The following is a 25,683-nucleotide window of genomic DNA, read 5'->3' on the forward strand; positions in this document are numbered from 1 at the left end:
TGGACAAGAGCGGCCAACAGATGGCACCGCTCTTTGGTCACGGACAGGCCCGTCTCAGGCATGGGCCATCGGCGTCGGGTGTTCGCCCATCTTGCGCAGCAGCATCAGCAGATAGACGAGGGAGACCCCGGCGATCACCATGAACAGCTGCTGATCCGAACAGTGCTGCATCAGGAGCGCTGTCAGGGTCGGGCCGAGCAGGCTGCCGATGGTGTAGCTCAGCAGCAGCGCCTGGTTCATGGCCACCAGCTGATGCTGCTCGACCTGCTCGCAGGCCCAGGCCATGGCCACCGGATAGAGGGTAAAACCCGCAGCCCCCAGGATGAACAGCGTCGGCCCCATGGCCGCACTGCCGAGCATTGCCACTGAGCCCAGGATGACCACCAGCACCTGTACCCGCAGCACCTGCATGCGCCCAAAGCGATCCGCCAGGCGACCGGCAGGCCACTGCCCCAGGATGCCGGCACTCACCAGCACCGCCATCCAGAAGCCGATGCCGGCATCGCTCACCCCCCTATGATTCAGATAGAGCGGCATCAAGCCATAGAGCGATCCCAATACGATGCCGGAGATGATGCAGCCGCTCACCCCCAGACGCGCCTGACGCAGGCGCAGCATGGGCCAGACCTGGGTCGTTGCCTGATGCCCGCCGGGGGCGTTGACGATGCGGGTGAACAGCAGGGGCAAGATGGCCGCCAGCACCAGAGCGGTCACCCAGGGCAGCACCGCCATCAGCACCGTCGGCACCTTGCTGACCAGCAGTTGCCCGAGCACTGTGCCCACGTAATAGACCATCATATAAGCGGCCAGCAGGCGCCCCCGGTTGCGCGCGTTGCCGCTGCACATGAGCGCACTCTCCACCACCACCCAGATCATGGCGCAGCCGATCCCTGCGATGAATCGCCATGCCAGCCAGCTCCAGAATCCCAGGGTGAGCCCCAAGCCGACGCAGCCAGCGGCAAAGATCGCGGACGCCAGATAATAGCTGCGGTTGAACCCGCAATGGGCGATCAGCGTCCCCGCCAGCAGGGTCCCCAGCAGGTTGCCGGTGAAATAGGCGGAGCCGACCATGCCCACCTGCCAGGTCGGCAGATGGGCATGGGCGAGCCAGAGCGGCACCAGGGTATTCAACACCGCGATGGCCAGGGTCAGCAACAGCAGGCCGCAGAGCAGGAGCAGCACCGGCCGGGAGTATGTGGTCATGGATAAAACCCTGAGGAGAGGCAAGAGGCGAGCGGCGAGCGGCGAGCGGCGAGCGGCGAGCGGCGAGCGGCGAGCGGCGAGCGGCGAGCGCATCATGCCACCGCCCGCCAGGTTGTCAATCCGTCTGAAACGGCGCGCTCAGGGGGTTGCTGCGCGTAGGGGGGCTGCACTGACGGCTCCCCTGAAACACCGCCCGGCATCAGGCTTGTCCCGTTCATCCACCGGATGGCTGGTTCAGGGCAGGGAGGCGATTGAGCTGCCTCACTCCGCTGTCCGCCCCCTCCTGACCGTGAGGGTGCTCCCGCGCCCATAAGAGAAGCGGCGACCCCGGGGTCGCCGCTTCTGCACATCTGTACGCTGACAGCAGGGGGTCATCTCTGACGCTTCTTGGCGTACTTGCGACGGGCCCGGGCCTGGCGCTCCTCTTCCCGCTCGGCCTTCTCCTTGGCCTTCTGCTCGGCCTCGGCCTCGGCCTCCACGATCTCGACCCTCACCATCTCCGGGGTCTCCAGGGAGATGCGGCCCAGCATGCCGGAGCGGAACTCGTTGACCAGGATCTCGGACGCCTTGTGCAGATCCGCCAGGCCCCCCTTGCGCATGAAACCGCGCTGGCGAGCGATGAGATCCAGCAGCTCGATCTCGGTTTCGGGCAGCTCGCTCAACTGGTAGCGCGCCTTGATGCGCTCCGGATAGGCCTTGATGAAGTAGTCGGCGGCGAACATGGCGATGTCGGCGTAGTCGAAGACGGTATCCTTGATGGCCGCGGTGATCGCCAGGCGATAGCCACAGGAGGGCGGGTTGAGCTTGGGCCAGAGGAAGCCCGGGGTGTCCGTCAGGATGACGTGGTTGTCCAGCTTGATCCGCTGCTGGGACTTGGTCACCCCCGCCTCGTTGCCGGTCCTGGCGATGATGCGACCCGCCAGGGTGTTGATCAGGGTGGACTTGCCCACGTTGGGGATCCCCATGATCATGGCGCGTACCCCGCGCAGCTCGAAGTTGCGCTCCGGCAGCATCTCGTGGCACAGGGTCAGCAACTGCTTGATCTTCTCCGGCTCCTGCTGGGTCAGGGGCAACGCCTTGATCCCCTTCTCCTGCTCCATGTGGGCCACCCAGAGCGCGGTGATCTCGGGGTCGGCGAGGTCTGCCTTGTTCAGCACCTTGATCACCGGCGTCTCGCCGCGCAGCTCCGGCACCAGGGGGTTCTCGCTGGAGAAGGGAATGCGGGCGTCGAGCATCTCGATGATGACATCGACCTGGGGCATGACCTCTGCAATCTCTTTGCGGGCCTTGTGCATGTGGCCGGGGAACCAGTTGATGGACATATCCGTTACTCTCTCATTGGAATGCGGGCCCCTCTCGGGGCTGCGGGCGCGTGGTGATGCGCCAAACTGCTGGCACTCATCGCAAGGGGGCGCATTTTACCTGCTGCGGCCCCGATTTGACAGGCCATTCTGGCCGGGTGTTGTCACCCCGGTGGCGGATGCCCGTGGCGCCCCCGGGCCGGGAGCGCCCGCACACGACCAGCATAACCCATTGATATAAGATAACATTTACAATGCACCTTCACCGTATTGTCATCTCTCTTCACTAAAAGTGTCATCTGTCCCCTCTAGGCTGCGCTCAGGTTTCACAAGGAGCGAACCCCAATGAGAAAGATGGCAGGACTTGCAGTGATGATAGGCGCCGCCCTGGCCGCCGGCTGCAACTCCAACAACGACAGCACCACCCCCGAGCCCAGCGCCAGGAACGTGATCTTCTTCCTCGGGGACGGCATGGGCCTCAACACCCTGACCGCCGCCCGGATCTACGGCGTCGGGGAAGAGGGCAACCTCACCATCGACACCCTGCCGGAAACGGCCTTCATCAAGACCTTCTCCCACGATGCCCAGGTGACCGACTCGGCCCCCTCCATGGCGGCCTACATGACCGGGGTCAAGAGCAACAACGGCGTCATCAGCATGGACAGCGACGCCACCCAGGAGAGCGACTGCAGCCAGAGTGGCGGCAAGCCGGTCACCACCTTGCTGGAGCTGGCCAAGGCCGACGGCCGCGGTACCGGCGTGGTCACCAGCACCCGGGTGACCCACGCCACCCCGGCCGCCACCTATGCCCATATCTGCAACCGGGATCTGGAGGCAGACATCGCCACCCAGCTGGTGCCGGGCGGTTCTGGCTACAACTCGGCCCTGAAAGAGGGCCTGGACGTGGTGCTGGGGGGCGGCAGCGGCTTCTTCCTGCCCACCGCCGACAAGGGCAAGCGTACCGATGGCCGCAACCTCATCGCCGAGATGCAGGCCAAGGGCTACCAGTTTGCCAGCAATCTGGACGAGCTGAACCGGGCCGAGGCGGGCAAGCCGCTGCTGGGACTGTTCGGCGCCAGCCACATGAAGTACGACCTGGACAGGCCGGCCAGCGAGCCGTCCCTGGCCCAGATGACCCTGGCCGCCATCAAGCAGCTCAAGGATAAAGAGAAGGGCTACTTCCTGATGGTGGAGGGGGGGCGCATCGATCACGCCCTGCACGACACCAACGCCAAGCGCGCCCTGCAGGACACCCTGGCCTTCGACGGCGCCATCCAGGCCGCCATCCTTGAGGTGAAGAAGACAGACCCCGAGCTCAAGAACACCCTGATCGTGGTCACCGCCGACCATGACCACACGCTCGTCCTGAATGGTTATGCCAAGCGCACCGGCAAGACCACGGCAGGCAATCCGGGCGTGCTCGGATTGGTGAAGAACTACGAGACCGGCGAGCCGAGCAAGGACAGCGATGGCATGCCCTACACCATCATCGGCTTTGGCAACGGCTACAACCGGGTGGACGGTCCGCGCAGCAGCGTAGCGGCCCTCGACGACGCCACCGTCTCCGCCGACGACTATCACCAGGAGGTGGTGGTCAAGGTGGGTGAGCTCGGCAACGAGACCCACGGCGGCACGGACGTCTTCCTCGGCGCCATCGGCCAGGGGGCGGAGAGCTTCCACGGCTCCCTCGACAACACCGCCGTGTTCGGCAAGATCAAGGCTGCGGCCAAGCTGTAAGGGACTATCAGGATGAATATCACCATGAAAAAGACGCTGGTCTGCACGGCCCTGCTCGGCGCCCTTTGCGGCACTCAGGGCGGCCTCTCCCAGGCACAGGCCGCCGACGCCAAGAACGTCATCCTCTTTATCGGTGACGGCATGGGCCCCACGGTACTCACCGCCACCCGCCTCTACAAGGTGGGGGAAGCGGGGGATCTGGAGATGATGAAGCTGCCCCGAAGCGCGCGCATCAAGACCTTCTCCCACGATGCCCAGACCACCGACTCGGCCCCCTCCATGGCGGCCTACACCACGGGGGTCAAGATGAACAACGAGGTGATCGCCATGAGCAGCGACACCCAGGCCGTCGCCCCCGGCAAGGATGCCAACGGCAACAAGGGCGTCAACCACTGCACCAGCGACAACGGCACCCCGGTGCCCACCATACTCGAACTGGCCAAGGCGGCGGGCAAGTCGGTGGGAGCCGTCACCACCACGGAGCTGACCCATGCCACCCCGGCGGCCACCTACGCCCACATCTGTCACCGGGACGCAGCCTACGCCATCGCCGAGCAGGCGGTGCCGGGCGGCGCCGGTTTCAACCCGGCGCTGGGGGACGGGGTCGACGTGCTGATGGGGGGCGGCGCCAACCACTGGACACCGTACAACAGCGCCAGCAACAAGGGCGGCCGAGCCGACGGCCGGGATCTCACCGCCGAGCTGACGGCCCAGGGCTATCACTACGTCACCACCAAGGACGACCTCGCCAAGATAGAGAGCGGCAAGGTGCTGGGCCTGTTCAGTGCCAAGTCCCACCTCGACTACGAGCTGGACCGCGTCGCCAAGGGGGCGGCCAGCACCCAGCCATCCCTCTCCGAGATGACCGCCAAGGCGATCGATCTGCTCAGCCAGAACGACCAGGGCTACTTCCTGATGGTGGAGGGGGGCCGTATCGACCACGCCCTGCACGCCACCAACGCCAAGCGATCGCTGACCGATGCGGTGGCGCTGGACGAGGCGGTCAAGACGGCCCTCGGCAAGGTGGACCTGAGCGATACCCTGATCGTGGTCACCGCCGACCACGACCACACCATGACCATCAACGGCTATTCCGCCAAGGGCAACCCTGTGCTGGACCTGGTCAAGAACGCCGATGGCTCCACCCAGAACGACGCGGACGGCAAGCCGTTCACTACCCTGGTGTTCGGCAACGGCCCGAACCGCCAGGATCAGCGCCCCAGCCTCACCAGCGATGAGGTGATGGCGGACGACTACCTGCAGGAGACCGGCGTCAAGCTCGGCTCCGAGACCCACGGCGGCGGCGATGTGATGCTGTTTGCGGACGGCGCCGGCAGCGACCGCTTCAAGGGGACGCTGGACAACACCCGGGTGTTCGGCAAGCTCAGGGAGGCGCTCGGCCTGTGACCGACGGGGCCCGGCACCGCGCCGGGCCCTGCCCGTTCGAGCGACAGACGATGATGAAAACTCTGTTTTCTTTGTGGCTGCTGGGCAGCGCCCTCTCCTTCCCCCTCCTGGCCGATGAAGTACCCGATCTGGCCGCCCGCATCCGCTATCAGGACAGGGTCACCGGCAGCGATGGCATCACCCGGGAGAGCCAGTGGCAGGAGAAGTGGCTGCGGGTCGGCAACCAGGTGTGGAGCCAGCGGCTCATTCCCCTCCCCCTGGCGCGAGCCTATCACGCCACCCACGACGCCAACCCCGGTCACAAGCACTTCACCCACCAGATGGCGGCGCGCTGGGTCACCCTGGATGACGGGGGAGACCTGCAACTGCGCTACGCCGATGCCTGGCACAACCAGCTGGTGGAGGTACCGCCCGAGGAGTATGGCCAGGTGGCCTTCACCCCCCACTGGAACAAACTTCGCCACCTGGTGGACCCCGCCCTGCTGCAAGGCATGATCCCCCTCGACGAGGCGGCCCCCGAACAGGCCCGCTGGTACGATAAGCGCGAGGGCAGGCAGCGCACCCGCATCCTCTGGTCCAGCCGCTGGCAGATCCCCCTGATGGTGGAATCGGCGAGCCTCGACGGCTATCGCAGCTACCGCATGGAGGTCACCCTGAAGCCCCTGCCCAAAGCCCTGCCCTGGCAACGGCTGGAAGGGTACCAGACCCTGGATCTGCGGGATTTCTTCGACTGAACTCGCCCCGGTCACCATGGGCAGGCTGACATCGGGTAACGGGATGTTACACTCTGTGCATTCATCCCGGACCTGACTTTCCATGCGCCTCGTCATCCTGCTCCTGTTGCTTTGCTCCCCGCCCCTGTGGATCCCCCGCGCCCACGCCGTGGTCGTCGTGGCCGCGGACATTCCCCCCTATGTCATTCGCTCCCATCAGGGGGCACCGAGTGGCATGGCCATCGAGGTGCTGGAGGAGGCGGCTCGCCGCCTCGGGGAGACGCTGGAGATCGAACTGATGCCGCTGGCCCGCGCCCTCAGCCAGACCCGCCACCGGCCAGACGTCCTGCTGCTGCCGCCGGCCAGAAATCCCCAGCGCGAATCCCAGTTTCTCTGGATTGCCCCCCTCCTGGAGGAGGCCTTCGTGCTGGTCAGCCACCGCAACCATCACCCGACCCCCCTCACCGTGGCGGATCTGCCCGGCCTCACCGTCGGCGTATTGCGGGGCTCCCATGGCCAGAGCCTGCTCCTGCCGCTGGCGGGCGTGGCCCAGGAGCAGGTCGGCGAGGAGGTAGACAACGCCAGCAAGCTGGCGCGCGGTCGCATCCAGGCCTGGGCCGTGGCCTGGAACACCGCCCGCTACAACCAGCAGCGGGCCGGCCTGCCGCTCCCGGATCTGGTGCGGGGCCAGACCCTGCAACAGAGTACCCTCTACCTGGCTGCCAGCCCCCGCTTCTCTCGCAGCGAGGCGCTGCGCTGGCGCCAGGCCATCCAGGGGATGCGGGAGGATGGCAGCCTCGCCCGCATCCTGCACCAGTATGATTATCAGGCGCCCTGAATTGCCAAAGCCATTCAGAATGGTTATGGTATCCCCATGAAAGCAATCATGATTTCTTCAAGTACGCTCACACCCCGCTGAGCCCCCGCCCTCGCCCCGCTGCGCGAGTCGCTCGGGGGCATCGCGCTTGCGATCTATTCTCATCATTCGAACCCATTGTCGACCAGCCTGCCCGTCATCCTGGTCTCGTCAGCCATTGATAAGGAATACCCCATGCAACAGCCTCATCTCGTCATCTCCAGCCTGGATCTGGATCGTATCGAACAGCTGCTCGGCAGCCACCCGCAGCACCTGGCCCTGCAGGAGGAGCTGGATCGCGCCGAGATCCGCGAACCCGCCGACATGCCGCCGGACGTGGTGACCATGAACAGCACGGTGCGCTTCAAGATGCAAAGCAGTGGCAACGACTTCTGCCTGACCCTGGTCTACCCGAAGGACGTGCAGGGGGACGAATCGAAGATCTCCGTGCTGGCGCCCGTCGGCAGTGCCCTGCTGGGGCTCAAGGTGGGTGACAGCATCGCCTGGCCCGGCCCAGCCGGTCGCACCATCCAGGTGGAGATCCTGGAGGTGGTCTATCAGCCGGAGCGCGCGGGCGAGCTGCACCGCTGACGGGCTGCCAGACGGCCATCTAGGTCTGATGCTACCAGGTGGCCGATCCGGCACTCCTTTGCCCGGTCGGAGCTGCGGGCCACCGAGCCGGGCTGAACCCCGTCGGCTCAGGCCGGCAGACAGACCCGGTTCTTGCCGCTGCGCTTGGCCCGGTAGAGGGCGCGGTCGGCCTGGCTGAACAGGGTGTCGAAGTGCCATTCGCGGGCGCCGGGTACCAGCCCCAGGCTGGCGGTGACCTGGATCCCCGCCAGGGGCAGCGTGGCAATGGCCTGGCGGATCTGCTCGCAACGGGCCTGCTGAGCCAAGGCATCTCCCTCGGGCAGCAGCACGAACTCCTCGCCGCCGAAGCGGCTGGCCACCAGATCCCCCTGCGCCGCCAGATAGCGTCCCACCGCCGCCAGCACCCTGTCCCCCGCCTCGTGACCGTGGCGATCGTTGATCTGCTTGAAGTCGTCCAGATCCAGCACCACCAGGGCCCCCTGCTTCGGCGCCCTGGCGCAGTGCTCCATAAAGCCGCGCCGGTTCAGGAGGCCGGTCAGGGGATCCTGGCTCGCCTGCCGGCGCAGGGCCAGCGCCCGGTACTGGGTGCAGAGCAGCAACACCCCGAAGGTGGAGAGATAGTTGCCCATCAGCATGGAGAGGAAGGGCAGCACGTTGACCACATGCTGATCCATCAGCACCCGCGCCTCGCCGCTGAGCAGGGAGCCCATGCGCACCAGGTTGAAGCCGTAGAGCAGGATGTTGACCACGGTGAACACCAGCACGGCCGGCAGGTAGGCGGGATAGCCGTGCCGCCAGATGAGAAAGACAATCACCGCCCCCAGCACCATGTAGCTCAGGCAGGCCAGCAGCACCTTGGGGGCCATGTGATCGTTGAACAGTACGCTCCAGCAGAGGATCGGCACATAGATGGCCATGAAGAGCGCGAAGGCACGCCAGTTTGGCGGCTCGCCGAAGAAGCGCTGGATAGCGAGTGGCATCAGGGCGATGCAGAGGGTGATGAGCAGGTTGGTGAGCCAGATCCCCGCCATGTGGGGTGCGAACGCCTGCAGGAAGAACAGCGACTGGGCCGCCAGGGCGCAGAGGCTGGACCACCACCAGAGGCCGAGGCCCGGGATCTCCCTGTGGGTGGACCAGATGATGGAGAGGGTGATGAATCCCAGGCTGTAGCCCCCGAGGGCCATGAGCATCAGTGTGAAGACATCCAGATTGAGCAGAATTGAGGCGTCCATTGCCGAACCTTCCAATGGGGATGGCTGAGTATATGGAAAGCCCATGACAAGACACAGAGGGAGCCTTCTGGCATGGCAAAAATAATTCTCCGGCCTGCCCCGCCCCCACGCTTAAGGTTAGGGTTGAGCGTCGTTCGACCCCAAATCCTCCTGCGACATGAATGCCGGAGATTTTTGCACTTGAACCTGCGCCATTAGATAGATATGTTGTTTTCGTGTGGTTTTATGAGTCGCCACGAGCGGGAAAAGCGCCCATAACTTATTGAGTCTTCTGGCACAATCAGATTTTGGTACATTTTTCACTCAATGGACCATTCATAGAATCTCATATGGGGCTTTTGCCCCGACCAAGACAATAATCCTGTCTTGCCTGCTGCCGGATGCAGCAGTCTCTTGTGCCACGGAGTCGCACGGGAGCAGGTTCAAGGCCGAACACACTTTCGACAGAGACGTCATTTATGATCAAAAAACTCATTCTCTCTACCTTGCTGCTGTGCGGGCTGGCCAATGCTGCCCCCAGCTCCACCCTGGATGCCGTGCTGGAGCGCGGTGTGCTGCGGGTCGGCTTCGACGCCGGCTACCAACCCTTCGAGATGACCAACAAGCAGGGCCAGTACATCGGCTTCGACGTGGACCTGGCCAAGATGGTCGCCAAGGAGATGGGCGTGAAGGTTGAGTTCGTCAACACCGCCTGGGACGGCATCATCCCGGCCCTCTTGACCGACAAGTTCGACGTCATCATGGGCGGCATGACGGTCACCCCCCAGCGCAACCTGCGCGTGAACTTCGCCGATCCCTACATCGTCGTCGGCCAGACCATCGTCCTGCGCAAGGACAAGGCGGGGGAGATCAAGTCCTTCCAGGATCTGAACGATCCCAAGTACAAGATCGCGGTCAAGCTCGGCACCACGGGCGAGCAGGCGGTCAAGCGCATGATCCCCAAGGCCACCCTGCTGCAGTTTGAAACCCAGGACGACGCCAAGCTGGAAGTGATCAACGGCAAGGTCGACGCCTTCGTCTACGACCTGCCCTACAACGCCATCTTCGCCTCCCAGAACCAGGGCGCCGTGGTGCACCTCGACAAGCCGTTCACCTTCGAGCCGCTGGCCTGGGCCATCCGCAAGGGGGATCAGGACACCCTCAACTGGCTGAACAACTACCTGCGCCAGATCAAGGGCGACGGCAGCTACGACCGTCTCTACAAGAAGTGGTTCGAGTCCACCGCTTGGCTGGACCAGCTCAAGTAACCTCCCAAAGGGGCGGCATGCCGCCCCTTCACGCAGACCCCCCACAATAACGACAAAAGAGGTTGTGACAGTGATCAACCCCAAAATCACAAGACAGATGGAAAAACAGCCCAATCAGCTGCTCTGGCACGGGGTCTTCCTGCTGCTGGTGCTGGCCGCCATTTTCGGCATCTACAAGGCCGTGCAGGCGGTGGACTACACCTGGCGCTGGGAGCGCATTCCCCAGTACATCGCCTATCAGGCGGAGCAGAAACACTACGCCGAGTTTGACGGCACCGTGGTGGCGGAGAAGGGGCAGCTCTTCCTGCAGGACGATCTCGACCCCAACCGTCGTCAGGCCATCGCCGCCCAGGGCACCCAGCTGGCCGAAGGGGACACCGTCTTCCTCGGCGACACCCTGGATGTGCAACTGAGCTGGACCGCCGGCCCCATCGCCTGGGGCGTCTGGGTCACGATCAAGCTCTCCCTGGTGGCCGGGGTCTTCGCCATCCTGCTCGGCACCCTGGCCGGGCTCGCCCGCCTCTCCCCCAATCCGGCCCTGCGCAACCTGGCAGTGACCTATGTGGAGCTTATCCGCGGCACCCCGTTGCTGGTGCAGATCTTCATCGTCTACTTCTTTATCGGCACTGTACTCAATCTGGATCGCTTCACCGCCGGGGTGGCGGCGCTCGCCGTCTTCACCGGCGCCTACGTGGCGGAAATCGTGCGTGCCGGCATCAGCTCCATCCACAAGGGGCAGATGGAGGCGGGCAGGAGCCTTGGCATGACCTCGGCCCAGACCATGCGCTACGTCATCCTGCCCCAGGCGTTCAAGCGCGTGCTGCCGCCGCTGACGGGCCAGTTCATCAACCTTATCAAGGATTCGTCGCTGGTGTCGGTCATCTCCATCACGGACCTCACCAAGGCGGGGCGCGAGGTGGTGAGCTCCACCTTCAGCCCGTTCGAGGTATGGTTCACCGTGGCCCTGCTCTATCTGGTGCTCACCGGCACCCTCTCCTTCCTGGTGCGTCGTCTGGAGGTGAAATATGCGCGCAGCAACTGATCCCGCTATCAAGGCCCAACCGTTGTCGAGACGTTCTGCCATCACCGGCACTCCCTGCCCCTTCCCGGTGCGTCGTCTGGAGGTACAACATGCGCGCAGCAACTGATCCCATTATCAAGGCTAGCGGCGTGGAGAAGTTCTACGGCACCGAGGTGCACGCCCTCAAGAACGTCAGCACCCAGGTGGCCGAGGGGGAAGTGGTGGTGATCGTGGGCCCGAGCGGCTCGGGCAAGTCCACCTTCCTGCGCACCCTCAACCAGCTGGAAACCATCAACGACGGTCACATCCTGGTCGACGGCATCAGCCTCACCGAGCCCGGCGACGTCAACAAGCTGCGGGAGGAGGTGGGCATGGTATTCCAGTCCTTCAACCTCTTCCCCCACCTGACGGTACTGGACAACATCACCCTGGCGCCCCAGAAGGTGCGGGGATTATCTCGCAAGGAGGCAGAAGACAGGGCCAAGGCGCTGCTGCTCAAGGTGGGGCTCTCCAACAAGGCGCAGAGCTACCCCTCCCAGCTCTCCGGCGGTCAACAGCAGCGGGTGGCCATCGCCCGGGCGCTCGCCATGCAGCCGCGCATCATGCTGTTTGACGAGCCCACCAGTGCCCTCGACCCCGAGATGGTGGGGGAAGTGCTGGACGTCATGAAGGGGCTGGCCCGGGAAGGCATGACCATGGTGGTGGTGACCCACGAGATGGGCTTCGCCCGGGAGGTGGCGGATCGGGTGCTCTTCATGGAGAGCGGCGAGCTGCTGGTGGACGAGAAGCCGGCGGATTTCTTCGACAACCCGCCCTCTCCCCGCCTGCGCCAGTTCCTGAGCCAGGTGTTATAACCCGCGACGCACAAACACGAAGAGGGAGCCCATGGCTCCCTCTTCTATGCTGACCCTCCTCATCCACCCCCAGGTCATCTCCCTGGCGCGTTCCTTGCCGCAGCCTTTCGCCATCGGGTTGTTCACCACCCGGATGGAGCAAGGATGTTAATGAAATTTTAAATCCATCCGGTATGCTGACATCCAACTGGTCCAACCGGATGGCTCATATGGATGTGCAACTGCTGCTGCTCTACCTCTCCCCCCTCTTTCTGGCCTTCATCGGCTGGGAGATGCTCTACCTGCGAAGACACGGCGCCGCCTATCCCACCGCCGGCTACCAGTGGAAGGATCTCTTCGCGAACGCCACCCTGGCGCTGATGCATCAGGGGGGCGATGCCCTGGCGGCCGTCGCCATCGCCTACCTCTATGACGCCCTCTGGGGCTGGCGGTTATTCGATATCGAGCTGACCTTCTGGAGCCTCTTGCTGCTGTTCCTGTTGCAGGATCTCTGCTACTGGCTGTTCCACTTCGCGAGCCACCACGTGCGCTGGCTCTGGGCCTCCCACGTGGTGCACCACAGCTCGGAGCGACTCAACCTCTCCACCGCCTTTCGTCAGAGCCTGATGTATCCGGTCTCCGGCATGTGGCTGTTCTGGATCCCCATGATCCTCATCGGCTTCCCGCCAGAGGCGGTGGTGGCCACCGTGCTGCTGAGCCTGGGCTTCCAGTTCTTCGTCCATACCCAGGTGGTGGGCAAGCTCGGCAAATTGGAGTGGATCCTCAATACCCCTTCCCACCACAGGGTGCACCACGCCAGCAACCCCAAATATATCGATCGCAACTTCGCCGGGGTGCTCATCATCTGGGACAGGCTGTTCGGCACCTTCGTCGAGGAAGACTTAGGTGAGCCGTGCCGCTTCGGCATCACCAAGCCCGTCCACAGCTTCAACCCCCTCACCCTCACCTTCCACGAGTGGCGCGACATGCTGCAAGAGGCCCGCAGCCTCCCCTGGCGGCAGAAGCTCGCGGTGCTGTTTGGCAAGCCGACCGGTCCTGCCAGCCGCTGAGCACGCCCGGCAGACAACCCGCGGACAAAAAAAGAGCGCCTCTGGGCGCTCTCTTCATTGAGTCACCACCTCACTCAGACGTGAGCAAAAGACCAGATGGCGGGAATGAGGCTCAGCAGCGTCACCCCGGCCAGCAGCCGCTCGCGCCCGCTGAGCCGCCGCTCCGCCCCGAGCTGGCGGCGGCTGTAGAGAAACAGCAGCAGACCCGGCCCGTAGAGCAGCAAGGAGAGCAGCAGGTACTCCACCCCTGCCGCGTAGAGCAGCCAGAGGCCGTAACCGCTCGACACCAGCGCCACCACCCGCATCAGACCATTGCCCTCGCCACGCAAGGAGAGCTTGAGCAGGAACAGACCGATCAGCAGGTAGGGCACCAGGATCATGGAGGTGGAGATAAGCAGCAGGTTGGTGTAGCCCTTGCCGAGCAGCCACACCAGCAGCAGACAGCCCTGCACCGTCAGGCTGGTGAGCCAGAGCGACGCTATGGGGGTGCCGTTGCGGTTCTGGCGCCGGAAGATGGCCGGGAAGGCCCCGTGGCGCGCCGCGCTGAACGGCACCTCGGCCGAGAACAGGGTCCAGCTCACGTAGGAGGCGAGCACCGATACGATGAGGCCGGCGCTGATGAGCAGTTTGCCCCAGGAGCCGGTCATCTGGGCCATCAGCCCCGCCATGGAGGGGTTGGGCAGGGCCGCGAGCTCGGGGCGACTCAGGATCCCGAGCGCCAGCACCGAGATGAGCACATAGAGCAGCAGCGCCAGCACCACGCCAAGCACGGTGGCCGTGCCCACGTCCCGCTTGTTTCTCGCCCGGGCCGACAGCACCGCTGCCCCCTCGATGCCGGTGAAGACCCAGAGGGTGATGAGCATGGTGTTGCGCACCTGCTCGGAGACCGGCACCGCCAGGGTGCTGCCCTGCTGATCCGCCGCAAAGGTGACCGGATCGAACCAGTAGCAGGCGAACAGGATGAACAGCAGCAGCGGCAGGCTCTTGGCCAGGGTCGCCACCAGATTGAACAGGGCCGCCTGCTGCACGCCGCGCGCCACCAGCAGGTGCACCGCCCAGAGGATGCAGGACTCGCCGATGAAGGCGCCCAGGGTGTTGCCCTCGCCGAACCAGACACTGTCAGGGGTATCGACGAAACTGCCCAGGGCCGCGAAGGCGATCACCAGATAGCCCACCACGCCTATGGTGGCACAGAGCCAATATCCCCAGGCGGAGAAGAAGCCCACCAGATCGCCGAAGCCGGCCCGGGCATAGCTGTAGATGCCGCCGTCGAGCTCGGGTCTGAGTCGCGACAGATAGAGGAAACTCGCGGCCAACGCCAGTATGCCGACCCCGGTGACGCCCCAGCCGATCAGCACGGCGCGGGCCCCCGCCACCTCGGCCATGTTCTGGGGCAGGCTGAAGATGCCCGCCCCCACCATGGAGCTGAACACCAGGGCGGTGAGGGACCAGAGGCCTATCTTGCTCTCTTTCATGGGCGCTCCTTAACGCAGCCGGCTGGCCAGCGCCTCGATGTGTTCCGGGCCTATGCCGCAGCAGCCGCCGATGAGGTTTGCCCCGGCAGTGCGCCAGCGCTCGGCCCAGCCGAGGTAATCCAGCGGCCCCAGATCGCCGCGGATCTCGTCCAGACCGTCGTTGGCGGTGGCCTCCTTGGGCTGGGGCGGGAAGGCGTTGGCATAGGCGCCGAGGCGAACCTCGGTACGACCCAGGGCCTGCAACGCGGCGCCGGCTACCTTGAGCGCCCCTTCGATCACCTCGGGCTGGCAGCAGTTGAACAGGATGGCATCCACCCCGACCGACGCCAACGCGGCCACGGCATCGGCTACCCGCTCCCCGGAGCGCAGGGTCGGTTCGCTGCCCGGCGCCTCGTCTTCCAGGGTGAAGGAGACCCAGAACGGCTTGCCATCATCGGGCAGCAGGGCCTTGAGGGCCAACGGCTCGGCGATGAGGCTCATGGTCTCCGCCAGCCAGAGATCCACGTGGGGGGAAAGCGCCCGGATCAGCGGGGCTGCCAGCTCGCTCACCCGCTCGGCTTGATACAGATCGGCGCGATAGGAGCCAAAGAGCGGCGGCAAGGAGCCGGCCACCTGCACGGAGCCCGGCTGCTCGTCGGCCACCTCTCGGGCCAGTTGCCCGGCCAGGGCCGCCAGCCCCTCCCCTTGGGCGGCAAAGCGCGCCTCGCCGATATGGAACGGCACCAGGGCATAGCTGTTGGTGGTGATGACCCTGGCCCCGCTCGCCACATAGGCCTGATGCACCTCGCGCACCGTCTCGGGTGCCTCCATCAGGGCCAGCGCCGACCACTCCGGCTGGCGAAACGGCGCACCCCGCCGTGCCAGCTCGCGCCCCATGCCACCATCCAGTACCCACAAATCCTTTGTATTCATCTCTGTCTCTCTGCGTGCCCCCGTCGTGACGGGTGTTTATTGTGTGGAACCACATCAAGCCATCAAAACATCTAGACGGCTAGAATGCTTTTTACATCATGACCCAAAGTAGAGGAAGAGGCAATCGGGCGCTACGAACAAATTCGAGCAAGCTCAGGGGGATAGCGGCAAAGGAAGGGGACGTCCTGACCACTGAGGCCTCAGCCCCAGGGTGAGAAACGGCAAGAGGCCACCCGAAGGTGGCCTCTTGTGGCGACAGATGAACTGGCGGCTCAGCGCCCGGCCAGCACCCGCTTGGTCTGCTTGACCCAGTCGGAGACCCGGCCCTGCTGGGGGTATCCCTGCCAGATCTGCTCCCACTGGGCGGGACTCAGGGGGCGGCCCAGCCTGCGCTGTACCCCGGCGTAGAGGTAGTCGTGGGCCGTGGTGCGCGCCTGGGCCGAGGTGAGGAACTTGGAGACGGGATCGGTCAGGCGCACGTCCCGCATGCCGAGCAGGGGATAGTCGCTGTGCACCGCCGCCAGCATGGTCTCGCGCATGGCTGACTCGATGTAGCCGCGGGCAAACAGGGCGGTCACCGACTCGAGCGACCCCTGATCCGGGCCGTGATACTCCTCGTCGAACACAGGGCTGGGCTCCGCCACGGCGCTCTGCACCACCGCATCGGGATCCGGCTGCGGCACGACCACGGCGGCCTTGGGGGCTGCCGGTTTGGCGACTGTGGTGGCCTTGCGCGGAGCGCTCTGGCTGCAGGCGCCGAGCACGAGGGCGAGCGCCACACAGGCCAGCGCTCTGGAATGAGACGACATCTTCATGGTTCCTTGTTAACTCCTATCACGCTTCCTGAACGGGCTTGTCGGCCGGGACGGGCTCGACCCGGGTGACCAGCAGCTGGTCAATCTTGTAGCTGTCGATGTCGACGACTTCGAACTTGTAACCGGCGTATTTGACCGAGTCGGTCCGCTTGGGGATCTTGCGCAGCATGTACATGATGAAGCCGGCGATGGTCTCGTAGTTCTGGTTTTCCGGGAACTCCTCGATGTCGAAGGCGCGCATCACGTCGGAGATGGGCGTGACCCCGTCCACCAGCCAGGAGTTCTCGTCCCGCTGCACTATCTGCTCTTCCACCACGTGGGTGGCCCACTCCCCCATGACGGTGCTCATCAGGTCGTTCATGGTGACTATGCCCACCACCAGGGCGTACTCGTTCATCACCACGGCGAAGTCGCCGCGATGGTTCTTGAAGTACTCCATTGCCTCGTAGAGGTTCAGGGTGTCGGGGATGATGATGACGTTCTGCACCAGGGAGCCGCTGTTGAGATCGATGCTCTGGCCGCCGATGACCCGGATCAGCAGCTCCTTGGCGTCGACGAAGCCCTTGATGCTGTCGAGGTTGTGGTCGCACACCAGGAACTTGTTGTGGGGGTGCTCGGCGATCTTCGCCTTGATGCTCTCCTCCCCCTCCTGCAGGGTGAAGTAGATGAGGCTCTCCCGCGCCGTCATGGCGGAGGTGACGCCGAGGGACTGCAGCTCGAACACGTTCTCGATGAGCTGGTGCTCCTCGCGCTGGATGACGCCGGCCTCGGCCCCCGCATCCATCACCGCATAGATGTCGTCCGAGGTGATCTCGTCGTTGCGCACCATGGAGATGCGCAGCAGGCGAAACAGGCCATTGGCCATGCCGTTGAACAGCCATACCAGCGGCATCAGCAGGGTGACGCACAGCAGCATGGGGCGCACCACCACCACGGCGATCCGCTCGGGCATGGTCATGGCGAGGCGCTTGGGCATGAGATCCGCGATCAGGATGAACATGCCGGTGACGAACACGAAGGAGGCCGCCGAGCTGATCTCGCCGAGCCAGGGCCCCTGATAGAACTCGGAGATGAACGCCTTGATGGCCGGATTCAGGGCGGACTCGCCCAGGATGCCGCCCAGGATGGCGACGGTATTGAGGCCTATCTGCACCACGGTGAAGAAGTTGCCAGGCTGAGCCTGCAGCGCCAGTACCTTCTCGGCATGGCGGTTGCCCTCGTCGGCCATCACCTGCAACTTGATTTTGCGGGAGGCGGCGAGGGAGATCTCGGAGAGCGAGAAGAACACGCTGCCGGCGACCAGCAGCATCAGAAAGAACAAACTATCGGCAAAACTCATGATTGACCTATTGCGACAGCCGCCTTGACACAAGACGGCAAACTGGGCCCGGGAAACCGGACCGTGACTCCATCCGGGACTCACACAGGGGCCACATTCTAGCAGAAAAGCCCCCGTTGGGGGGCGTTATCTTAAGATGCCCCTGGATGCAACAAAAAAAGGCGCTTTACGCGCCTTTTTATTCATGTCGGGATCAGTGTTTGCCCAGCAGATCGTTCAATTCGTCCGCCTTGGTGTGGCGCACGTCCTTGCCCTTGACGTAATAGACGATGTACTCGCAGATGTGCTGGCAACGATCGCCGACCCGCTCGATGGCCCGCGCCGCCCACAGCACGTTGAGCACCTGGGGGATGGTGCGGGGGTCTTCCATCATGTAGGTCATCAGCTCGCGGATGATGGACTCGTACTCCCGGTCCACCTTGTCATCTTCCTTGTAGACCGCGAGCGCCGCGTCCAGATCCATGCGGGCGAAGGCGTCGAGCACGTCGTGCAGCATCTTGATGGTGCGGCGACCCATGTTCTCCAGCGACACCAGCGGCGGCTGGGGCTTGTTGGCGTTGTCGGTCAGCATGCGGGCGATCTTGTCCGCCACGTCGCCGATGCGCTCCAGATCCGTAATGGTCTTGATGATGGCCATCACCAGGCGCAGGTCGGACGCGGTGGGCTGACGCTTGGCGATGATGCGGGTGCACTCCTCGTCGATCGCCACTTCCATGGCGTTGACCTTGTGGTCGTTGGCGACGATCTTGCGCGCCGCATCCAGATCCTGGCCATGAATGGCGGCGATGGCGTCGGTGAGCTGCTTCTCCACCAGCCCCCCCATCACCAGCACCTGGTTGCGCACGCTCTCGAGCTCGGCATTGAACTGACCGGAGATGTGTTTGTTGAGGTTCATATTGTCCATACAAATAATCCTTGTTGCTCCGAGTATGCCTTAGTCGTGGAACCGACTGCCAATCTGTTTGTTGATGCTCATCTTGTTCATCTCAATAACCCCTGTTGCACCAACATGCCTTAGCCGTAACGACCGGTGATGTAGTCTTCGGTCTTCTTCTTGGCCGGGGTGGTGAAGATGGTGTTGGTGTTCGAGTACTCGATGAGCTCGCCCATGTACATGAAGGCGGTCTGATCCGAGACCCGCGCCGCCTGCTGCATGTTGTGGGTCACGATCACCACGGTGAACTGGCTCTTGAGCTCGTTGATCAGCTCCTCGATGGTGAGGGTGGAGATGGGGTCCAACGCCGAGGTCGGTTCATCGAGCAGCAGCACTTCCGGCTCGATGGCGATGGCACGGGCGATCACCAGACGCTGCTGCTGGCCGCCGGAGAGGCCGAAGGCGTTGTCGTGCAGGCGATCCTTCACCTCGTCCCAGAGCGCCGCGCCGCGCAGGGAGCGCTCGGCGGCCTCGTCCAGGGTACGGCGGTCGTTGATGCCCTGCAGGCGCAGGCCATAGACCACGTTCTCGTAGATGGACTTGGGGAAGGGATTCGGGCGCTGGAACACCATGCCCACCTGGCGGCGCAGGGCGGAGACATCCACGCTCTTGTCGTAGATGTTGTGGCCGTGCAGCTGGATCTCCCCCTCGATGCGGCAGATCTCCACCAGATCGTTCATCCGGTTGATGCAGCGCAGCAGGGTGGACTTGCCGCAGCCGGAGGGGCCGATAAAGGCGGTGACCTGCCCCTTGGGGATCTTCATGTTGACGTTGAACAGCGCCTGCTTGCTGCCGTAGTACAGGTTGAGATCCTTGACCTCGAGAGCGGTCTGCTCCGGGGTCAGGTTCAGCAGATCGGTGGCGGTGTGCTGGGTCGAACTCGGTGTTACGTTGATCATCTGTTTACCTCAAATCTGTCGGTGGCGGCGGACACTCTCATTGTCCGCGGCCGGAATGCTTGGCTGACAAGGGGGCGGCGGCCCATCACTTGCCTCGCATCAGTCTGGGTGGCTGGATTAATGCGCCAGCGACCGGAATGTTTCACGCAGGTGGCGAATACCCGCGATGCCCGTCAGCTTCATCATCAATGCTCCAAAGAACGGAACTTCTCGCGCAAGTGGTTGCGGATGCCGATGGCCGTCAGGTTGAGGCCGACGATCACCGTCACCAGCAGGAAGGAGGTGGCATAGACCAGGGGACGCGCCGCCTCGACGTTCGGACTCTGGAAGCCCACATCATAGATGTGGAAGCCAAGGTGCATGAACTTGCGCTCCACGTGCAGGTACGGGAAGTTGCCGTCCATCGGCAGGGTCGGCGCCAGTTTCACCACCCCCACCAGCATCAGGGGCGCCACTTCACCGGCCGCACGGGCGATGGCCAGGATAAGGCCGGTCATGATGGCCGGGCTCGCCATGGGCAGCACGATACGCCACAGGGTCTCGGCCTGGGTGGCCCCCAGAGCCAGCGAGCCCTGGCGAATGGTGCTCGGGATCCGGGCCAGCCCCTCTTCGGTGGAGACGATCACCACCGGCAGGGTCAGGATGGCCAGGGTCAGGGCCGACCAGATGACGCCGGGGGAGCCGAAGGTGGGGCTCGGCAGCGCTTCCGGATAGAAGAGTCGGTCCAGCGATCCCCCCAGGGTATAGACGAAGAAGCCCAGGCCGAACACGCCGTACACAATGGAGGGCACGCCCGCCAGGTTGATCACCGCGATGCGGATGATCTTGGTCAGGCTGTTCTTGCCCGCGTACTCGTGCAGGTAGACCGCCGCCACCACCCCGAGCGGCGTCACTATGATGGCCATCAGGATCACCATGAAGACGGTGCCGAAGATGGCCGGGAACACGCCCCCTTCGGTGTTGGCCTCGCGGGGCTCATCGGAGACGAACTTGCCGATCTGGTGGAACCAGTGCCCCATCTTGACCATCAGGCTCATGTCGTTGGGCCAGACCACGTCCAGCACCCTGGACATGGGCATGGTCACCAGCTCGCCACGCATGTCCTTGACCGTGATGCTGTCTCTGTCCGCCTGGCTGCGCAGGGAGAAGAGCTCCTTCTCCAGCACCAGGTAGCGATCGTTCAGGGCCTGGCGCTCGCTCGCCAGCTGGGCCTTGAGCTCGTCGGTCAGCTTGTCGTCCAGCTCCGCCTTGCGCTCTTTGAGGCGCAGCCGCTCCAGCTGGTAGTTGATGCTGCCGATATCGCCCTTCTGCAGCTCGTTGGCCTGGCTTGAGAGGTCGTTGGCGCGGGCCAGCACCCGTTGCAGCGCGGGATGCAGATCCTGGGTCAGCTCGCGGCCATCCTCCTTCACTCCCACTATGTAGCCGTAGAAGTTGCCGTTGGTGGCGCGCTCCACCATGGCGAGCTCCGCCGGCTGGGTGCGCGATACGATGTCGGTCTCCAGTACCCAGCGGAAGTCCAGATCGACGAACTCCCGGTTGCCGGTCTTGACCAGGTAACGGGTCAGCTCCTCGCGCTCCTCCCCTGCAAGCTGAAGACCGGAGGCCCGCAGCCGCTCCACCGGCACCAGCTCGCGATCGTTGATCTCGCCGATCAGCACGCTCTTGTTGCCGTTTGCATCGCTCAACTGCCACTCATAGATGGGGTGCGGCCAGAAATAGACCAGACCACGCCAGCCGATCAGCAACAACAGACCCAGTACGGCCACCAGACTCAGGCTGACGGCGCCCCCCGTCATCCAGATCCAGGGGGCCCCCGATTTAAACCACTTACCCATTGTCGATTCCTTAGTCCTTACAGAGAGCTGTACTTTTCACGCAACCGCTGGCGGACGAATTCGGCCAGGGTATTGAACATGAAGGTGAACACAAACAGCACGAAGGCGGCGAGGAAGAGCACGCGGTAGTGGGAGCTGCCCACTTCCGATTCCGGCATCTCCACCGCGATGTTCGCCGCCAGGGTGCGCAGCCCCTGGAACATGGAGAAGTCCATGATGGGGGTGTTGCCGGTGGCCATCAGCACTATCATTGTCTCGCCCACGGCGCGGCCCAGGCCCATCATCACCGCCGAGAAGATGCCCGGGCTCGCGGTCAGGATCACGACGCGGCTCAGGGTCTGCCACGGGGTGGCGCCCAGCGCCAGGGAGCCCTGGGTCAGGTGCTTGGGCACCGAGAAGACGGCGTCTTCGGCGATGGAGAAGATGGTGGGGATCACCGCAAAGCCCATGGCGATGCCGACCACCAGGGAGTTGCGCTGGTCGAACTTGATGCCCATGTCGTGGGTCAGCCAGATGCGGGAATCCCCGTGCATGAAGGCGTTCTCTATGATGGGGCTCAAGGCGAAGGCCCCCCAGCCGATGAACAGCAGCACCGGAATGAGCAGGATGGCGTGCCAGCCTTCCGGCAGCCAGGTACGGCCACGCTCCGGCAGATAGTTCCAGACCAGCGCCGTCAGCAGCATACCCATGGGCAGCAGGATCAGCAGCAGGATCACCCCGGGCAGGGCCCCCTCTATGATGGGCGCGAGCCAGAGACCCGCCAGGAAGCCGAGGATGACGGTCGGCAGCGCCGCCATGATCTCCACCGTCGGCTTGACGTACTTGCGCAGCCCCGCCGACATGAAGTAGGCGGTGTAGATGGCGCCGGCGACGCCGAGGGGCACCGCGAACACCATGGCGTAGAAGGAGGCCTTGAGGGTACCGAATACCAGGGGCACCAGGCTCAGCTTGGCTTCGAAGTCGTTGCTCGCTGAGGTGGACTGCCACACGTACTGGGGCTCGGGATAGCCTTCATACCACACCTGCTGCCACAGGGCAGACCAGGTCACCTCAGGGTGATCGTTCTCCACGTCAAAGACCTTGAAGTCGTCCCCTTGCTGGGTCAGCAACAGGTTGTGGCGGGGAGAGATGGCGACGGCCGCGAGGCTGCCCCCCTCGATCTTCTCGCCGAGCAGCTTGGCCTCCCCGGTGGCATGGAAGAAGTTGATCGCACCATCTTGACTGGCGCTGATAAAGCCCTTGCGGAAGTGCTCCGGGGTCAGCAGCGCGACCGGGCCGTCACCCTTGAAGTCACGGATCTGGGTGAACTGGCGCTTGCCATCCTGAGCCACTTCGAACCACTGGGAGATGACGCCGTTGTCGTTGCCCACCAGCAGGGAAGAGGCGCCGGAGAGCAAAGCCACCTGGGTCACGTTGGCGTTGGGGGCATTGATCTCCATGACGTCGCGCAGGGAGATGTCATTGAGATTGTGGATGTCGTAGACGGAGAGACGGTTGCCCTCGCGCACGAACAGGATGCGCAGGTTCGGGGTCAGCAGCATCTGATCCACGTGGCGCGGCAGGGACGGAATGGCGTAGTTCTCGCTGCTCCACTCCACTTCCCCGGAGAGGAAGTTCTCCTCGCCGCTCATCACCATCAGCACGCCGCGGCCATCTTCAGTCACGGCGGCCGTGGCCATCTTGTCCTTGGTGGCCTCGAAGACCATGCGGGTCAGCGCCTTGCCTTGGGGATCGATCACCACGGGCTCTTCGCCGAAGGGATATTGCAGGCTGGGTTCGATGACGCGCACGTCGTTGGGATAGGAGACCTTGAAATAGGGCTGCACCACCTGGGCCTTGCCATCGGCAAAGCCATAGGCGATGAGCTTCTGGCCAGGTGCAGGGGGCGCCACCGCAGTGATGTCACCGGAGACCTGCGCATCGCCGATCACCTGACCCACCTTGATGTCGCCATCCGCCCGAACGGCAAAGAACTTGACCTTGCCGAGATCGCTGAAGCGATAGCCTATCTCGTTCTGCTCCTCGACACCGAGCCAGGCGGTCTTGCCCTGGGTCGGCAGCTCGAAGGAGGAGGTCGCCTCCATGCTGGCGCCATTGAAGATGGGCTTCACCACGTAGAGCAGATAGAAGAAGATAAGCAGCAGCGCCACCAGCACCAGGGCTCCCCCTGTGGTGACGCCATATTTGGCCAATTTATCCTTGATCCGGCGTTTTCGACTGCCCGCCATGACCAGATTTAACGATTCCGATGACATGCAAGACCTCAATGTGAGCTAGGCTTGGCGGCATTATATGGCGGTTGCATGACAGTTTTGTTACATGAGGGCCATCTTGGCGGGGCTTATCTGCAGGCGAGAAAGCGGCATCACAGTGCCATGAAGAAGGTGGCAAGAGACTGTTTGATAACCTTAAAAAGGTATTAAAAGAGATGCAGGAGCGCACCGGTTGCGCTCCTGCCTGTCAAGTGTCGGCAGCCGGGGTTTGTTGCAGCGCCAACCTGGCCGCCTTCTTCTCGGCGCGGCGCCGCTTGAAAAAATCCGACAGCTGGGCCGAGCAAGCGTCGGCGAGCACCTCCCCCGTTAGCGCCACCCTGTGGTTGTGGCGCGGGTCCAGCAGGATATCGAACACGGACCCTGCCGCCCCCGTCTTGAGATCCCGGGCGCCGTAGACCACCCGCTTGACCCGGCTGTGGATGAGGGCCCCGGCGCACATGCAGCAGGGCTCCAGGGTCACATAGAGGGTGGTGTCGATCAGCCGGTAGTTTTCCAGCCTCTTGCCGGCCTCGCGCAGCGCCATGATCTCCGCATGGGCACAGGCATCGTGGTCGCTGATGGAGCGGTTCCAGCCCTCCCCCAGGATCTCGTCCCCCAGCACCAGCACGGCACCGACCGGGATCTCGCCTATCCCCTCCGCCCTGGCCGCCAGCGCCATGGCGTGGCGCATCCAGCGTTCGTCCTGCTCGCTCTGGCTGGCCTGTGCTGCGACTTCCGATGGTTTCACGCCCTGCTCCTCTCTGGTTGGTTGATGGCGGCAGATTGATGACGGTAGATCATGCTCGATGGGGACAGGGGCGACGGCCCCGCCACAATCGGCATCCCCCGACATGAGATGCCCGCCGGGGGGGCGGCGATTATGCCAAAACTGCTGCCCAGGCCCAAGCCGCATCTTGGTTGAACAATAAAGAAGCAATCGGCATCTCCCTGATAAAAAAGGAGTTGCACCCGTCAGGCCATCCTATTAGACTTCCTCCCCGTCAGCCGAGCTGACTCCGTCGGTGTGTAGCGCAGCCAGGTAGCGCATCTGCATGGGGTGTAGAGGGTCGGAGGTTCGAATCCTCTCACACCGACCAAATTCCCCGAAGATAGCCCAGTCAAACGACTGGGCTATTTTTTTGCTTCGCTTTCCACCTGTGTCTCCCGCGTCATCCCCCTCCATCCGCCCCCCACCGGCATAGATTTTATACAGAACCACTTGAAGCTTTTACAAAGTGCCGCTAGGATACGCAACTTTTCCGCCGGCCAGAAAACAGGGAGGTGGGCGTTAGGGTGATGGACTCACCAACCGGCTTGCAATCAATGAGGCAAGCATCCATGACCCAAGCAGTTGACACTCAGCCCGTTCAGCCCCTGCTCTCCCCTGCCGATCTCGATCCCGCAGAGCACGAATTCGGCGGTTCAGTGCATCTCGATGTGATCGATCTCGCCGCCCCGGATGACGATTACTGAGACGAACAGGCCCCATGTTGCGGTTCAAGACGCCGGTTTTGCTGTCCGGCATCGCCTTCTACCCCTGACGAGACACCGCCCTCACAAATAACGATAAAATGCCATAAAAAGATAAAACTCTGGTTTTATTCACTAGCCGATAACGATGCACATCCCTCCCTCGGGCTCCCGTTCCCTGATACAAACCTACGTTATTGCGCGTCATTTCCCTGCTCTCCCCGTTTCCCCTCCCTCTTCACAGCTTTTCCTGATTCGGTTTTAAACAACAGTTCATCAACCAGTCTCCTTGCAGGCCAGATTAAGGCTGCATTTAACGGATGCATTTCATACAGGTGTTTTTGCCAAGCCTGGAGTAAGGTCGGGATTTATTTTTGCATTTGTAATTTTATTACGTAATTAATTACATTTTCGACACCCGCTTGCCGGCCCGTTCATCCTCCCTGAGGGGCGGCGCAGCCAAGAGCATAACTATCTGTGTAGAGCTTTTATGCTAATCACGTAAATCCTTTTAAAACATCATCTTAACAACCACACCAAA

Annotated in this window: 22 protein-coding genes and 1 tRNA gene; 11 read left to right on the forward strand and 12 right to left on the reverse strand. The window is 63.4% G+C overall.

Translation table 11 applies throughout. The annotated features are described in order from the left end of the window. Window positions 1-54 precede the first annotated feature (54 nt). On the reverse strand, window positions 55-1,203 hold the full coding sequence (locus tag I6L39_RS19425) for an MFS transporter (protein ID WP_216990572.1): 1,149 nt from the start codon (window positions 1,201-1,203) through the stop codon (window positions 55-57). 371 nt (window positions 1,204-1,574) lie between these two features. Further along, window positions 1,575-2,525: a ribosome biogenesis GTPase YlqF gene (ylqF, locus tag I6L39_RS19430; RefSeq protein ID WP_043759497.1), complete on the reverse strand. Its 951-nt coding sequence runs from the start codon at window positions 2,523-2,525 to the stop codon at window positions 1,575-1,577. A gap of 324 nt (window positions 2,526-2,849) precedes the next feature. On the opposite strand from ylqF, the gene I6L39_RS19435 reads away from it, so the two are divergent. The 5 genes from I6L39_RS19435 (at window position 2,850) to rnk (ending at window position 7,808) form a co-directional block, all read left to right on the forward strand. Then, window positions 2,850-4,241, forward strand: coding sequence for an alkaline phosphatase (locus I6L39_RS19435; RefSeq protein ID WP_216990573.1), 1,392 nt, complete (start codon window positions 2,850-2,852; stop codon window positions 4,239-4,241). A 24-nt stretch (window positions 4,242-4,265) separates the two neighbouring features. Beyond that, window positions 4,266-5,648 carry an alkaline phosphatase gene (locus tag I6L39_RS19440; protein ID WP_254203700.1) on the forward strand — a complete coding sequence of 461 codons (1,383 nt, stop codon included), beginning with the start codon at window positions 4,266-4,268 and terminating at the stop codon, window positions 5,646-5,648. Between the two features lie 50 nt (window positions 5,649-5,698). Further along, window positions 5,699-6,382: a hypothetical protein gene (locus I6L39_RS19445; protein WP_216990575.1), complete on the forward strand. Its 684-nt coding sequence runs from the start codon at window positions 5,699-5,701 to the stop codon at window positions 6,380-6,382. Window positions 6,383-6,464: 82 nt separating this feature from the next. Next, window positions 6,465-7,199, forward strand: coding sequence for an ABC transporter substrate-binding protein (locus I6L39_RS19450; RefSeq protein ID WP_216990576.1), 735 nt, complete (start codon window positions 6,465-6,467; stop codon window positions 7,197-7,199). Between the two features lie 213 nt (window positions 7,200-7,412). After that, complete coding sequence (gene rnk / locus I6L39_RS19455) at window positions 7,413-7,808, forward strand: nucleoside diphosphate kinase regulator (RefSeq protein ID WP_042076417.1); 396 nt, start codon at window positions 7,413-7,415, stop codon at window positions 7,806-7,808. A gap of 107 nt (window positions 7,809-7,915) precedes the next feature. Here the strand turns inward: rnk and I6L39_RS19460 are convergent, their stop codons facing one another. Further along, the gene (locus I6L39_RS19460; protein ID WP_216990577.1) at window positions 7,916-9,040 is read right to left on the reverse strand and encodes a diguanylate cyclase; all 1,125 of its coding nucleotides are present in this window, start codon (window positions 9,038-9,040) and stop codon (window positions 7,916-7,918) included. A gap of 458 nt (window positions 9,041-9,498) precedes the next feature. Here I6L39_RS19460 and I6L39_RS19465 point away from each other — a divergent pair, with 458 nt between their 5' ends. The 4 genes from I6L39_RS19465 (at window position 9,499) to I6L39_RS19480 (ending at window position 13,211) form a co-directional block, all read left to right on the forward strand. Then, window positions 9,499-10,287: a transporter substrate-binding domain-containing protein gene (locus tag I6L39_RS19465; RefSeq protein WP_042076411.1), complete on the forward strand. Its 789-nt coding sequence runs from the start codon at window positions 9,499-9,501 to the stop codon at window positions 10,285-10,287. A 97-nt stretch (window positions 10,288-10,384) separates the two neighbouring features. After that, window positions 10,385-11,329 carry an amino acid ABC transporter permease gene (locus I6L39_RS19470; RefSeq protein WP_216991849.1) on the forward strand — a complete coding sequence of 315 codons (945 nt, stop codon included), beginning with the start codon at window positions 10,385-10,387 and terminating at the stop codon, window positions 11,327-11,329. 89 nt (window positions 11,330-11,418) lie between these two features. Continuing rightward, the gene (locus I6L39_RS19475) at window positions 11,419-12,162 is read left to right on the forward strand and encodes an amino acid ABC transporter ATP-binding protein (RefSeq protein ID WP_254203701.1); all 744 of its coding nucleotides are present in this window, start codon (window positions 11,419-11,421) and stop codon (window positions 12,160-12,162) included. A 209-nt stretch (window positions 12,163-12,371) separates the two neighbouring features. Next, complete coding sequence (locus I6L39_RS19480; protein WP_216990578.1) at window positions 12,372-13,211, forward strand: sterol desaturase family protein; 840 nt, start codon at window positions 12,372-12,374, stop codon at window positions 13,209-13,211. A 74-nt stretch (window positions 13,212-13,285) separates the two neighbouring features. Here the strand turns inward: I6L39_RS19480 and I6L39_RS19485 are convergent, their stop codons facing one another. The 9 genes from I6L39_RS19485 to tadA all read right to left on the reverse strand — a co-directional run bounded on the left by I6L39_RS19485 (window position 13,286) and on the right by tadA (window position 24,420). After that, window positions 13,286-14,686: a basic amino acid/polyamine antiporter gene (locus I6L39_RS19485; RefSeq protein ID WP_216990579.1), complete on the reverse strand. Its 1,401-nt coding sequence runs from the start codon at window positions 14,684-14,686 to the stop codon at window positions 13,286-13,288. A 9-nt stretch (window positions 14,687-14,695) separates the two neighbouring features. Beyond that, window positions 14,696-15,598 (reverse strand): homocysteine S-methyltransferase family protein, encoded by a 903-nt coding sequence (locus tag I6L39_RS19490; protein ID WP_216990580.1) that lies wholly within the window; start codon window positions 15,596-15,598, stop codon window positions 14,696-14,698. A 272-nt stretch (window positions 15,599-15,870) separates the two neighbouring features. Continuing rightward, entirely contained in the window at window positions 15,871-16,413 is a 543-nt protein-coding gene (locus tag I6L39_RS19495; RefSeq protein WP_209792990.1) for a hypothetical protein, read from the reverse strand. A 19-nt stretch (window positions 16,414-16,432) separates the two neighbouring features. Next, window positions 16,433-17,752, reverse strand: a complete 1,320-nt coding sequence (locus I6L39_RS19500; RefSeq protein ID WP_042076397.1) for a hemolysin family protein — start codon at window positions 17,750-17,752, stop codon at window positions 16,433-16,435. 193 nt (window positions 17,753-17,945) lie between these two features. Then, window positions 17,946-18,656: a phosphate signaling complex protein PhoU gene (phoU, locus tag I6L39_RS19505; RefSeq protein WP_042076394.1), complete on the reverse strand. Its 711-nt coding sequence runs from the start codon at window positions 18,654-18,656 to the stop codon at window positions 17,946-17,948. A gap of 110 nt (window positions 18,657-18,766) precedes the next feature. Next, window positions 18,767-19,585, reverse strand: a complete 819-nt coding sequence (pstB, locus tag I6L39_RS19510; RefSeq protein ID WP_042076392.1) for a phosphate ABC transporter ATP-binding protein PstB — start codon at window positions 19,583-19,585, stop codon at window positions 18,767-18,769. 185 nt (window positions 19,586-19,770) lie between these two features. Then, window positions 19,771-21,420 (reverse strand): phosphate ABC transporter permease PstA, encoded by a 1,650-nt coding sequence (gene pstA / locus I6L39_RS19515; RefSeq protein WP_216990581.1) that lies wholly within the window; start codon window positions 21,418-21,420, stop codon window positions 19,771-19,773. Window positions 21,421-21,437: 17 nt separating this feature from the next. Then, window positions 21,438-23,675: an ABC transporter permease subunit gene (locus tag I6L39_RS19520; protein ID WP_042076388.1), complete on the reverse strand. Its 2,238-nt coding sequence runs from the start codon at window positions 23,673-23,675 to the stop codon at window positions 21,438-21,440. A gap of 205 nt (window positions 23,676-23,880) precedes the next feature. Then, the gene (gene tadA / locus I6L39_RS19525; protein WP_084202657.1) at window positions 23,881-24,420 is read right to left on the reverse strand and encodes a tRNA adenosine(34) deaminase TadA; all 540 of its coding nucleotides are present in this window, start codon (window positions 24,418-24,420) and stop codon (window positions 23,881-23,883) included. Window positions 24,421-24,692: 272 nt separating this feature from the next. Between tadA and I6L39_RS19530 the strand changes: the two genes are divergently transcribed. Then, window positions 24,693-24,769 (forward strand) — tRNA-Pro (locus I6L39_RS19530). 241 nt (window positions 24,770-25,010) lie between these two features. Further along, window positions 25,011-25,145 carry a hypothetical protein gene (locus tag I6L39_RS20365; RefSeq protein ID WP_280136283.1) on the forward strand — a complete coding sequence of 45 codons (135 nt, stop codon included), beginning with the start codon at window positions 25,011-25,013 and terminating at the stop codon, window positions 25,143-25,145. The last annotated feature ends 538 nt before the right edge of the window (window positions 25,146-25,683 follow it).

The sequence above is a fragment of the Aeromonas sp. FDAARGOS 1409 genome, from assembly GCF_019048705.1.
GTDB lineage: Bacteria > Pseudomonadota > Gammaproteobacteria > Enterobacterales > Aeromonadaceae > Aeromonas > Aeromonas sanarellii.